Origin of the sequence: Streptomyces sp. NPDC058464, from assembly GCF_042721035.1 — a bacterium.
GTDB lineage: Bacteria > Actinomycetota > Actinomycetes > Streptomycetales > Streptomycetaceae > Streptomyces.
The window spans coordinates 29249-41689 of sequence record NZ_JBHXMA010000066.1; the positions used below are offsets into that span (position 1 = coordinate 29249).

A 12441-nucleotide genomic window follows, 5' to 3' on the forward strand; every position below is an offset into this window, starting at 1 on the left:
CTGTTGTCCGCGATCCTCAGTCGAGGCAGAACTCGTTGCCCTCGATGTCCTGCATCACGATGCACGAGTCGTCGCCGCCGTCGTACAGCAGTCGTACGCGCACCGCGCCGAGTGGGAGCAGCCGTGCGCACTCGGCCTCCAGCGCGGCCAGACGCTCCTCACCCACGAGTCCGGTGCCGATCCGTACGTCGAGGTGCACCCGGTTCTTGACGACCTTGCCTTCGGGAACGCGCTGGAAGAACAGCCGCGGGCCCACCCCCGAGGGATCGGTGCAGGCGAACCAGGAACCCTGTTCCTCGACCGGCACGGAGCCCTGGTAGTCGTCCCAGGTGGCGAACCCCTTCGGTGGCGGCGGTACGACGTACCCCAGCACCTCGCACCAGAAGCGAGCGACGCGCTCGGGCTCCGCGCAGTCGAAGGTGACCTGGAACTGCTTGATCGAAGGCATCGGCGCACCCTAGCAGGGGGTGACCCGCGACCGCGCTGGAATATCCGAGCGCCGGGGGCCGGGGGAGGGGTGCGAGGGCGGGACCACCGACCCCGTGTCCAGCCCGTGCCCAGGCCGTGGAAACTCTGTGGAAGCGATGTCGGTGGTGCCGCTTATGCTGCACCGGAATGATCACGCGAAACCTGGGGAGGGCGCGGCATGTTCGGCAAGCTGTTCGGCAGGGGCGGGGAGAGACCGGCGGCGGATCCGCATGCCCTTCCCGCGCCGCGCCGGCAGAACGGGGTGTACAAGCTGCAGACCCTCGGGGACACCCGGGTCATGGCGCTGGTGGTGGCGGCGGAGTCGGGTGACTGGGACGCGGTCAGGATGGCGTCGGCCCCCTTCGATCTCGGCAGCGACCACAAGGTGCTGGGTGAACTGTCCGACGTGGACGGGCTGCAGGACTGGATCGGCCGGGCCGTCGAGGAGGACGAGGAGCACCGGGCGACGGCCCTGCTGATATCCGGGGCGCGCCACATCAGCTGGGGCTGGGAGGCGCGCACCTCCGCGCGTGCCACGGACGTGTCGAGGGACCAGTGGCGCGTCTTCTACGACCGGCTCCGCATCGCCGAGGAGCACCTGCTCGAAGCCGCCGAGCTGCGGCCGGAGTGGATCACACCGTGGCGGCGCCTGCTCACCTCCGGCCGCGGCATGTCGCTGGGCACCGCCGTCAACGAGGCCCGGCTGGCCGCCGCCCTGCGCCGCGACCCGCTGGACCTGGAGACCCACATCGAGTGGGTGTCGCACCTCCAGCCGCGCTGGCACGGCGAGCCGGGCCAGGCCCTGGAGTTCGCGCGCAAGGCGTTCGCCGGCGCCCCCGACGGCCATCGCCTCGGCTGTGCGGTCGCCATGGCCCACATCGAGGACTGGGTGGAGTCCGACGACAAGAACTGCCTCGACACCCCGGAGATCCAGGGCGAGTTGAGGGACGCGGCCAAGCGCAGCATCCTCCACCCCGAGTACGAGCGGCAGCCGGGCTGGCAGGAGGACTTCAACATCTTCGCCATGGCCCTGTCGCTGGCCGCCGAGAGCGTCGTGGCCCCGCGCGTCTACCACGAGCTGGACGGTGCCTACACCCGGTGGCCCTGGGTCTACATGGCGCAGCCGGAGAAGACGTACGCCCGTTTCCGGCGCCGCGCCTGAGCCGACGGCCGCCGTCACCGGTGTCCCCGCACCGCGCTGCCGTCGTCACCGGTGTCTCCCGCACCGCCCGGCAACCGCACCCGCCCTTCTTCCGACATCCCACCCCGGGACTCCTTGATGACTCTGCCTCAGACCCCCGCGAGCCCGGCCGGCGCCGACCGCACCTTCCAGGTGGACCTGCGCGGCCTCGTCGACCTCCTCTCCCACCACCTCTACTCCAGCCCCCGCGTCTACCTGCGTGAACTCCTGCAGAACGCGGTGGACGCGCTGACCGCCCGGCACGGCCTCGAACCGGGCTCCCCCGCCGACGCGTTCGGCATCCGGGTGTACGCCGACGGCTCGGTCGTCCGGGTGGAGGACGACGGCGTCGGCCTCACCGAGGCCGACGTGCACACGTTCCTCGCCACGATCGGCCGCAGCAGCAAGCGCGCCGAGCAGGTTGCCGAGCAACGCGCCGACTTCATCGGCCAGTTCGGTATCGGCCTGCTCTCCTGCTTCCTGGTCGCCGACGAGATCCACGTCGTCAGCCGTTCCGCCCGCACCCCCGACGCCCCCGCCGTGGAGTGGCGGGGCCGCGGCGACGGCAGCTACTCCGTCCGCGCCCTGCCCGCCTCCGCCCGCCCCCGGCCGGGCACCACCGTCACCCTCACGCCCCGCGCCGACGCGGGGGAGTGGACCCGGCCGGTCCAAGTGCAGGCGCTGGCCCGGCACTTCGGCTCCCTGCTGCGCCACCCGGTGACCTTCCACGACGGCACCGGCGGCCCGGGCGCGGCCGTCAACCCCGAGCCCGCCCCCTGGGCGCGCAGCTACCCCACACCGGGCGCCCGCTCCCGCGCGCTGGCCGCGTACGGCGAGGACATCTTCGGGTTCACCCCGCTCGACACCATCGACCTGGACCTGCCGGCGGTGGGCCTGAAGGGCATCGCGTGCGTGCTGCCCGACGCGGTGCCCGCCGGGCGCCGCCACGGCCACCGCGTGCACGTCAAGGGCATGCTGCTGTCCGAGCAGGCCGAGGAGATCCTGCCCGAGTGGGCGTTCTTCGTCCGCTGCGTCCTCGACGCCGAGAGCCTGCGCCCGACCGCGTCCCGCGAGTCCCTGTACGAGGACGACACCCTCGCCGCCGTCCGCGACGCCCTCGCCGAACGGCTGCGCGCCTGGATCGCCCGGACCGCCGCCAGCGACCCCGACCTCCTTGGCCGCTTCCTCCAGACCCACCACCTGGCCGTCAAGTCGCTGGCCGTGCACGACGACGAGATCCTGCGGATGCTGCTGCCGTGGCTGCCGTTCGAGACCACCGACGGACACGCCACCCTGGACGAGTTCGCGCGCACCCACCGCACCGTCCTCGTGACCTCCAGCGTGGAGGAGTTCCGGCAGGTGGCGGCCATCGCCGCGGCCGCCGGGCTCGGGGTCGTCAACGGCGGCTACACCTACGACCGTGAACTGGTCCACCGGCTGCCGGAGATCAGGCCCGAGGTCAGCGTCGCCGACCTCGACCCGGGCACCCTCACCGCCCACCTCGACCCCGTCGACCGCGAGACGGAACTCGCCGCCGCGGCCTACCTCGCGCTGGCCCGTGACGCCCTCGCCGTCTTCGACTGCGACGTCGCGCTGCGCACCTTCCAGCCCGCCTCCGCCCCCGCCCTCCTCCTCGACAGCCGCGAGGCCCGGCACGAGCGCACCCGCTCCCAGCTCGCCCGCGAACAGCAGGGCGGCGTCTGGGGCGACATCCTCGGCCACCTGCGCCAGGAGGCACCGCGCGCCCAGCTGATCCTCAACCAGCTCAACCCCCTGGTCCGCACCGCCGTCACCATCGACGAGCCCGAACTGGCCCGCACCAGCGCCGAAGCCCTCTACGGGCAGGCCGCGATGCTGTCCCGGCGCCCGCTGAGGCCCGCCGAGTCGAGCCTCATCAACCGCTCCTTCCTCGACCTCCTCGCCCACGCCCTCCGCAAGGACAGCTGACGATGCCGACCGCACCCCAGACCACCGATGAGCTGTACCAGGCGCTCCAGGAGAACGACCGGCGCCCCTTCGGCCGTACCCGCACCGTCACCGCCGAGGAACTCGTCGACGCCGCCGAGCAGTTCGCGGAGCCCCGCCCGCTGGCCCACGCGCTCCTCGCACTCCAGAAGGCGTACAACTACGGCTCCGAACCGCGGAAGTCGCCCGTCGTCTTCGCCCGCGTGCTCACCCTCTTCGACGAGCAGCCCGACGTCTTCGACGAACGGCTGCGGCACACCCTGTTCTGGCGGTTCAAGTGGGTGGCCCTCGCCCTGGTCGCCCTGCCCGAGATGCCGCTGGCCAGCCTGCGCCAGTGGCTGACCGAGATGCGGGACCGGTACGAGAAGGCCGGTCTCGGCCTCCAGCCCTACTACGGACAGGCGTACCAGCTCGCCGTCCACGTCGGCGAGGACACCGACCTGGCCTACGAGCTGTGGGCGGGACGGGCCCGCACCGAACTCAGCGACTGCGAGGCCTGCGAGATCTGCGGGCGCGCCCTGCACCACCTCGCGGCGGGCGACGACGAGCAGGCGCTGCGCACCTGGGAGCCCGTCCTGGCCGGGAAGGAGTCCTGCCAGGAGGAACCCGCCCGCTCCGTCTCCTACGCACTGCTTCCCCTGCTGCGCACCGGCGGCGCCGACCGCGCCCGCGAGCTGCACCTCGCCGGCTACCGCGCCTGCCGCCGCAACCCCTCGATGTCCGGCGAGGTCGGCCGGCACCTGGAGTTCTGCGCGCTCACCGGCAACGAGGCACGCGGCCTGGAACTCCTCGCCGAGAACCGGAACCTGTTCGACGACGTCGAATCGCCGCTGGACCAGCTCAGCTTCCTCACCGGCGTGGAGGTCCTCCTCCAGCGTGTCGAGGCCCTCGGCCACGGTGGCCTGCCCGCCGCCGGCTACCCGGGCCGCACCTGGACGGTGGCCGGGCTGCGCGCCGAGGTCCGCGGCCGCGCCGACGACCTCGCCGCCCGCTTCGACACCCGCAACGGCACCACGGCCCACGCCGACCGGCGCCGCTCCCGCCTCGACCGCGCCCCCCTCCTGGACGCACTCGAACTGACCCTCCGCACCCGCGGCCTCGACGACGTGACCCCGGCCGCCGTACCCGCCCCCGGCCCCGCGCCCGCCGCCGTGCCCGAGTCGCTGCCCGAACTCATCGCCCGGGCCCGGGCGTCGGCGGCCGAGGGGCATCCGGACGCGACGGCCCACTGGGCACGGCTGCGCACGCTCGTCGCCGCCCCCGGCTACGTCCACCCCGACGACCCGGCCGTGGGACCGCTCGTACGGCTGCGCGCGGACCTGCTGGCCGACGAGGCGAGTGGGGTGGGCGAGAAGGACCTGTTCGACGAGGCCGCCGCGCTCTACGAGGAGGCCGCGGGCCTGTACGACGACGCCGCGGAGCCGGGGCGGGCGGCGGTCGCCCGTGCCAGTGCCCTGCTCGCCGCCGCGCAGATCGCCCCGCAGGACGCCGACGAAGCCGAGGCGAGGACCGCGGCGCTGACGGACGCCCACGCGTCCATGGTCCGCCTCCACGAGGCGGCCACCGACCTCACCCCGTACCAGGAGGCCCGTCTGCTGCGGCTGCGGGCGACCGCGCTCGGCCTGCGGTTCCAGACGTCGCACGACGAGGAGCATCTCGCGCCGGTCCTCGCCGAGGTGGACCTGCTGGACGCGTTCGCCGTCCGGCACGACATCGTCGGGCAGATCTCCGGAGCCCTGCTGCTGCGGGCCGGCACCCATGCCCTCCGCGGCGACCTGCCTGCCGCGGTCAGCGGGACCGATGTCCTCCTCGACCGGCTCAGGGCACACGGCCCGGCCTGGCACCTGCCCCACGCGCTGGGCCTGCGCGGGCGGATCCAGCTGGGCCTCCGGGACGCGCAGGCGGCCCACGCGGACCTGGCCGAGGCCCTCCGACTGGCCGCCGCATGGCCCGCCGACGCCGTCGACACCGCCCGCCTGCACGCTGATCTCGCGCAGGCCTGCATGCGTCTGGGCCGCCCCGACGAGGCACTGCGGCACCTGACGCGCTCCGCGGAGCTCGAACTGCGCCACGGCAGCCGGTTCGACGCGTTCTGCACCTACAGCAACGCGGCCCAGCTCAGCCTCGACCTGGGCCGGATCGAGGACTGCATCGCGCTCCTCGACTCCCTCCTGGCCGAACCGGACGTCACCGCCGGGGAGCTGGACGACCGGCTCGTCGCCCAGCTGCGCCTGGCCCGCGCCCGCGCGCTGCACGCGGGCGAGGACCTCAAGGCCGCGACGGTGGAGTACGCCGCCCTCGCGGCCGAGTCGGCCGGCTGGGACGACGACCCGGGGAGCCATGCCATGATCGCCGCGGAGACCGCCGTACTCCTGGCCGAGTCCGGCGAGTTCGGCCGGGCCCGGGAGGCCGCGGACCAGGCCCTCGCCGCACACGCCCGGGAGCCGCGCTACGAGCAGCTCAGCAGCTGCCTGCGCGAACTCGCCCGTCTCCAGGCCCAGCAGCAGGGCGCCGAGGGCCTGGCCGACGCCCTCGCCCTGCTCGCCGACGCCGGCCGGATCGCCGACGAGGCCCGGACCGCGGGGTACGAGGCCCGCGGCCGTGACCTGGACAGCGCCCTGGCCTACGAGCACGGGCGGGTCAACGCCTACGCCAGTGAGTACGAGACCGCCCTGACCGCCCTGGACAAGGCGCTCACCCTGCTCGGCGAACCCGAACCGGAACCCGAACCCGAGTCCCACGACCGGGACCACGTCGGCGAGTTTGCCGAGTGCGTCCGGCTCGCGGCCGTCGTGGAGGGCCTCTACCTGGAACGCCCCGAACCCGCCCTGGCCCGCCTCGACGCGGCGGTATCCCGCCTCACCGCGCTGGGCCACACCGAGGAGACCGAGTCGCTGACCTCCCTGGCGGCCCGGCTGCGCGACGAGGGGTGACCCGCCGGCCGCGCCGCCCGTACGCGCGACGGGGGTGACCCGACGGCCGCGCCGCCCTCACCAGGTCACGGGCAGCTCGCTGACCCCGCCGGTGAGGGTGGTGCGGACCTCCAGTTCGTCGACGTCCTTCGCCAGCCGCAGCCCGGGCAGCCGCTCGGCCAGAGCGGCGAACACGATGCGCAGCTCCGTGCGGGCCAGGCTCGCCCCGATGCAGAAGTGCGGGCCGTGGCCGAATCCGAGATGGCCCCGTTCCGGACGGTCGGGGTCGAACGTCTCGGCGTCGGTGTAGACGGCCGCGTCGCGGTTGGCCGAGTTGACGGAGAGGATCACGGCGTCGCCGCTGCGGATGGTGACCCCGGCGACGTCGACGTCGGTGTGGGCGTAGCGCAGCAGGCCCAGGTCGCCGGGCGCGCCCAGGCGCATGATCTCCTCGACGGTGGCGTTGACCCGGCCGGCGGGGTCGGCGGTCAGCGCCCGCCACTGGTCGGGCCGGGTGAGCAGGAAGAGCGTGCCGAGGCCGATGCGGTTGACGGTGGTCTCGTGCCCGGCGAACAGCAGCCCGACGCAGAGCCTGATCATCTCGTCGTAGTCGAAGTCCGCGTCGGCGCTCTGCGCACGGACCAGGTCGGAGATGACGTCCTCGCCGGGCCGGGCGCGCTTGGCCTCGGCGAGCGTGGTCATGTAGGCGTTGAACTCGGCCCGCGCCCGCTCGGCCTCGTCCCCGATGGCGTGGTCGGCCATGCGCCCCGACAGCCCGGCGAAGTACTCGCGGTCGCTCTCGGGCGCGCCGAGCAGCCGGCAGATGACGGCGACCGGCACCGGGAAGGCCAGCCCGGCATGCAGGTCGACGACCCCGTCGGGGGCGGCGGCGTGCTCGGCGGTCAGCCGGTCGATACAGCCGTCCACCAGGTGCCGTACATGGTCGGAGAGCATCACCATGCGCCGGGCGGAGAAGGCCGGGGTCAGCAGCCGGCGCATCCGGGTGTGGTCGGCCTCCTCGGTGGCGTAGGTGCCCGAGGGGCCCTCCTGCACCGCGGCGGTCGTGATGCGGGACGCCCGTTCCGGGTCGGGATGGGAGCGGCCGAGCCGCTTGTCGCCGAGGAGGTCGCGGACCTCCTCGAAACGGGTGACCAGCCAGGCCGGATCCCCGGCAGGGGTGGTCACCGGCGTGATCGGCGCCTCCCGGCGCAGCACCTCGTAGAGAGGCGCGAGATCGAGCACGTTCGGCCGTGCGAAGGGCAGTCGGGAACGCTCGGCGGCACCGTTCATGGTCCTCCTCCTGGACCTCGGAACGCGATCTTCCGGCATTTCGACCGTAACACTTTATTGTCAGTCACTGCCAATAATGTTTCCGGCCAGTCGCCCCGCGACCCCGGCGTGATTGGATCGCCCGATGGAGGACGTGACGGCGGACAGTGGCCCGATGGCGCCCCGCCGGGGACGGCCCCCGGTGAGCGAGCGGCAGCGGCGACACCGGCGCCTGGACATCTCCCGTCACGCGGTCCGGCTCTTCGCCGAACAGGGCGTGGCCGCCACCTCCGGCGAGCAGATAGCGCGGGCGGCCGGCGTCTCGGAGCGCACACTGTGGCGCTGGTTCCCGAGCAAGGAGAGCTGCGTGGAGCCGCTGCTCACGCAGTCGGTCGCGGCCTTCCAGGAGGTCCTGCGCGCCTGGCCGCCCGAGGCCGACCTGACGGGGCATCTGCGCGCCGCCTATCGGCCCGCCCCCGACGCGTCCGCCGACGGCGACGCCGAGGCCGTCCTCACCGTGATCCGGCTGACCCACGGCGAACCCGCGCTGCGCGCCGTCTACCTGGTGCTCCGGGAGCGTGCGGAGCAGACGTTCGCCGAGGTGCTCGCCGGACGTGCGGGAGCCTCCGTCGACCTGCTCGACGTCCGTGTGCGGGCCGCGACCATGAGCGCCGTGCTCAAGGTGGCGACCGACGACCTCGCCCGGGCCGTGGCCGAGCAGGGCATCACCCCCGAGGCGCTGCGCCGCCACCGCGAACAGCTCGCCGACGCGCTGCGCCACGTCACCCGGGGGCTGTAGGGCCGCGCGGGGCCGTTGCCGAGCGGGCGTAACCTCCGCAAGAAAACCAGGCGTTGATCCCGGCGTGGGTCACTCTTTGAACTTCGCGCGCGGAAAGTCCTGTTGGCCTCGTTGACATGCCGCAAGCGCAGGCGTTTCACTCAACACTCGTGTATGGCAACGTTGTCAGGCCGTGGGAGCGCGACCCGCTCCGTTGCCTGTCGCCTGGCTTTCCGGCGCTTCCCGACGCGCCGACACCTGATGTGCGAAGCACGAACTGCTGCGGAGGCAACCGATGGTGAGACCCCGACGTTCAGCCGCACCACCCCCCACCAGAGCAGGATTCCGCGGGCGCCTTGCCGTGGTCTGCGTCCTGGGCATGGCAGCCCTGCCGCTCTCGACGGTCGGCACCGCCCATGCCGCGAGCACCGCGAGTCCGGCCCTCGTGACCGACCCCGCGTCCCTCGTCAACCCCCTGATCGGCACCTCCGGTGCGGTGGACACCTTCCCCGGCCCCGACATGCCGGCCGGCATGGTGCAGTGGGGCCCCGACACGACGCCGAACCGCCCCGACGGCGGCGGCTACGAGTACGCCGACAACAAGCTCTCCGGCTTCAGCCTCACCCACGTCTCGGGGCCGGGCTGCCCGGTCGCGGGCGACCTGCCCGTGCTGCCGGTGACCGGCGCCCTGTCGGGCGACCTCGGCAGTACGTCGGTCGGTTTCAGCCACGCCGACGAGAAGGCCGCCCTCGGGTCCTACAAGGTCACCGACGCCAACGGGGTCACGACCGAGCTGACCGACACCACCCGCGCCGGGCTCGGCACCTTCGCCTTCCCCGCCGGACAGCAGGCGAACCTGCTGTTCAAGCTGAGCGGGGGCGCCACTCAGGTGGACGGGACCCGGGTCCAGGTGGTGAACAGCAAGGAGATCAGCGGCGCGATCGACAGCGGCCACTTCTGCGGCGCGAGCAACCGGTACACGCTGCACTTCGACATCAAGTTCGACCGCCCGTTCGCCGCGAGCGGCACCTGGGTCGGCAGCACCATCACCCCGGACGCCAAGTCGCTGAAGGCGGGCAAGGTCGAGCAGGCCCCGCAGAAGTCCACGTCGAAGCCGCTGAAGGAGAAGCACTTCACCGTCCCCGCGAAGCCGGCCCCGACGATCCACGGGAGCACCGCCAAGACCTCGGCCAAGACCTCGGCCAAGACCTCGGCCAAGACCTCGGCCAAGACCTCGGCCAAGACCTCGGCCAAGACCTCGGCCAAGGCTTCCGGCACCGCGTCCCTGACCCCGAGCGCCAACGCCGCCTCCCGGTTGTCCAAGGCCGCCCAGGCCGCCCAACCGCCCACGACCGGCGCGAACGGCATGTACCTCACCTTCGACACCTCCACGAACACCACGGTGACGGCGAAGGTCGGCATCTCGTACACGAGCGACGCCAACGCGGCGGACAACCTCGGCAAGGAGATCAAGAACTGGAACCTCGGCACCGTGGCGAAGGCCAACCACGACGCCTGGAACGCGGTGCTGAAGAAGATCCAGGTGGGCGGCGGAACCGCCGACCAGCAGACGCAGTTCTACACCGCGCTCTACCACGCCCTGCTGCACCCGAACGTCTTCTCGGACGCCAACGGCCAGTACATGGGCATGGACAACCAGATCCACACCCTGGCCAAGGGCCAGAAGGCCCAGTACGCCAACTACTCGGGCTGGGACACCTACCGCTCCCAGACCCAGCTGATGGCGCTGGTCGAGCCCAAGGTCGCCAGTGATGTCGTCACCTCGATGCTCAACGGCTACGACCAGACCGGTCTGCTGCCCAAGTGGGCCTCGAACAACGGCGAGAGCTATGTGATGGTCGGTGACCCGGCCGCCGGCATCATCACCGACGCGTACGCCTTCGGCGCCACGGACTTCGACACCTCCAAGGCCCTCGCCGCCCTCCAGCACGAGGCGACCGTCCCGAACAACGACCGCCCCGGCGAGCCGGTGCGGGACGCCAAGGGCTACCTCCCGCTGGACGAGAACGACTACAACTGCTGCAACTTCTACGGCCCGGTCTCCACCCAACTGGAGTACGACTCCGCCGACTACGCCCTCGCCGCCTTCGCGAAGTCGCTCGGCAGGACGGACGTCTACACGAAGTTCGCCACCCGCGCCCAGGACTGGATGAACGTCTTCAACCCGCAGACCGGCTACCTCCAGGCGAAGAACAAGGACGGCCAGTTCGCGACCGGTTTCACCCCGGGCACCTCCAACGGCTTCGTGGAGGGCACCTCCGCCCAGTACACCCCCATGGTCCCGTTCAACCTGAAGGAACTCATCCAGGCCCGTGGCGGCGCCAAGGCGTACTCGTCCTACCTGGACGGCCTCCTCGACGACATCACCAGCCCCGGCAGCACCGACGCCGACCTGAGCAACGAGCCCAGCGTGGAGATCCCCTGGGAGTACGACTACACGGGCCAGCCGTGGAAGACCCAGGCGGCCGTCCGCGACGCCCAGCAGAACCTGTACTTCAACGCTCCCGTCGGCTCCTTCGGCAACGACGACCTCGGCGCCATGAGCTCCTGGTACGTCTGGTCCGAGCTCGGCATGTACCCGGAGACCCCGGGCACGGACACCCTGGTGCTCGGCAGCCCGGCGTTCCCGGCGGCCCAGGTGACCCTCGGGAACGGCAAGACGGTGAAGATCGACGCACCGCAGGCCGCGCCCGACGCGCCGTACGTGCAGTCCCTGAACGTCAAGGGCAAGGCGTGGAACGCCTCCTGGCTGACGTTCCAGCAGTTCAAGGGTGCGGGCACGCTCGACTACACGCTCGGCACCCAGCCGAACACCTCCTGGGCGTCCGACCCGTCGGCGGTGCCGCCGTCGGACACCACGGGCGGCGGCCGGGTGCTGGCGGCCACCGGTCCCGCCAACGGCCTGGTCCTCCAGCCGGGCACCGGCGGTGACGGCACCCTCGACGTGACCAACCTCGGCAGCGCGGCCGTCACGGTCGACTGGACGGCGACGGCGCCCTCCGGCGTCACGCTCGACACCGCGTCCGGCTCGCTGACCGTGCCCGCCTCGGGCAGCGCCGAGGCCAAGGTCCACGTGACGGCGGGCGCGAGCGAGGGGACGTACCCGGTCACCTTCGCCCTGACCGACCACGCCAGCGGTACGGCACTGTCCGGGGCGGCCCTGCGGGTGGCCGTCGCCAAGCCCGGCGCGCTGTGGCCGTACGCCACCAACGAGGGCATCTACCCCGACGGCACCACCTACTCGGGCGGCTTCGACGGCGGCGGCTGGGCCTACTCGCAGAACGCGCTCTCGGCGGCCGGCGTCACCAGCGGCTCCACCCTCACCGTCGACGGCATCTCCTACACCTGGCCGACGGCGACCTCCGGTCAGCTCGACAACCTGGAGATGGCCGGCCAGACCCTCCCGATGCCGGCCGGCACCTCGGGGTCGTCGCTGGGCCTGCTGGGCGCGGCGGTCAACGCGCCGACCGACGGCAGCGGGGTCTCCGGCACGCTGACCGTCACCTACACCGACGGCACCACCTCCCAGGCGACGGTCGGCTTCTCGGACTGGACGCTCAACGGCGGACCGAGCAAGCCGCTGCCCAGTGACACGACGGCCGTCACCACCGCCTACCGGAACACCGGGAGCGGGGGCCGGGACGGCGTGAAGACCTATGTCTTCGCCACGAAGGTCCCGCTGGATCCGTCCAAGCAGGTGGCGTCGGTGACGCTGCCGGTGACCGGCTCCTCGGGCACCGACCACCTGTTCGCCTACGGCTTCGGCCAGTAGGCGGCACGGCGGAACAGCAGTACGGCAGTACGGCAGTACGTACGAGGGGGCCGGTTCCCCGGGCACACGCCCGGGG

General features: G+C 72.5%; 7 protein-coding genes. 5 read left to right on the plus strand and 2 right to left on the minus strand.

The window, feature by feature from the left end:
* Window positions 1–16 precede the first annotated feature (16 nt).
* Window positions 17–448, minus strand: coding sequence for a VOC family protein (locus ACFWPQ_RS47885; protein ID WP_384050393.1), 432 nt, complete (start codon window positions 446–448; stop codon window positions 17–19).
* Between the two features lie 198 nt (window positions 449–646).
* On the opposite strand from ACFWPQ_RS47885, the gene ACFWPQ_RS47890 reads away from it, so the two are divergent.
* The 3 genes from ACFWPQ_RS47890 (at window position 647) to ACFWPQ_RS47900 (ending at window position 6546) form a co-directional block, all read left to right on the plus strand.
* A complete protein-coding gene (locus ACFWPQ_RS47890; RefSeq protein WP_384050396.1) occupies window positions 647–1630 on the plus strand; it encodes a hypothetical protein in 984 nt (327 codons plus the stop codon).
* Between the two features lie 117 nt (window positions 1631–1747).
* Window positions 1748–3595 carry an HSP90 family protein gene (locus ACFWPQ_RS47895; protein WP_361295133.1) on the plus strand — a complete coding sequence of 616 codons (1848 nt, stop codon included), beginning with the start codon at window positions 1748–1750 and terminating at the stop codon, window positions 3593–3595.
* 2 nt (window positions 3596–3597) lie between these two features.
* Window positions 3598–6546, plus strand: coding sequence for a hypothetical protein (locus tag ACFWPQ_RS47900; protein ID WP_384050399.1), 2949 nt, complete (start codon window positions 3598–3600; stop codon window positions 6544–6546).
* Between the two features lie 57 nt (window positions 6547–6603).
* On the opposite strand, the gene ACFWPQ_RS47905 is transcribed toward ACFWPQ_RS47900, so the two are convergent.
* Window positions 6604–7815, minus strand: a complete 1212-nt coding sequence (locus ACFWPQ_RS47905) for a cytochrome P450 (protein ID WP_384050402.1) — start codon at window positions 7813–7815, stop codon at window positions 6604–6606.
* Window positions 7816–7939: 124 nt separating this feature from the next.
* Here ACFWPQ_RS47905 and ACFWPQ_RS47910 point away from each other — a divergent pair, with 124 nt between their 5' ends.
* Entirely contained in the window at window positions 7940–8593 is a 654-nt protein-coding gene (locus ACFWPQ_RS47910) for a TetR/AcrR family transcriptional regulator (RefSeq protein WP_384050405.1), read from the plus strand.
* A 358-nt stretch (window positions 8594–8951) separates the two neighbouring features.
* Entirely contained in the window at window positions 8952–12365 is a 3414-nt protein-coding gene (locus ACFWPQ_RS47915; RefSeq protein ID WP_384050408.1) for a GH92 family glycosyl hydrolase, read from the plus strand.
* The last annotated feature ends 76 nt before the right edge of the window (window positions 12366–12441 follow it).

Bases quoted from the DNA above. Each gene is read 5' to 3' on its own strand.
- ACFWPQ_RS47885 (WP_384050393.1), bottom strand. From the start codon at position 448: ATGCCTTCGATCAAGCAGTTCCAGGTCACCTTCGACTGCGCGGAGCCC.
- ACFWPQ_RS47890 (WP_384050396.1), top strand. From the start codon at position 647: ATGTTCGGCAAGCTGTTCGGCAGGGGCGGGGAGAGACCGGCGGCGGAT.
- ACFWPQ_RS47895 (WP_361295133.1), top strand. From the start codon at position 1,748: ATGACTCTGCCTCAGACCCCCGCGAGCCCGGCCGGCGCCGACCGCACC.
- ACFWPQ_RS47900 (WP_384050399.1), top strand. From the start codon at position 3,598: ATGCCGACCGCACCCCAGACCACCGATGAGCTGTACCAGGCGCTCCAG.
- ACFWPQ_RS47905 (WP_384050402.1), bottom strand. From the start codon at position 7,815: ATGAACGGTGCCGCCGAGCGTTCCCGACTGCCCTTCGCACGGCCGAAC.
- ACFWPQ_RS47910 (WP_384050405.1), top strand. From the start codon at position 7,940: ATGGAGGACGTGACGGCGGACAGTGGCCCGATGGCGCCCCGCCGGGGA.
- ACFWPQ_RS47915 (WP_384050408.1), top strand. From the start codon at position 8,952: ATGGCAGCCCTGCCGCTCTCGACGGTCGGCACCGCCCATGCCGCGAGC.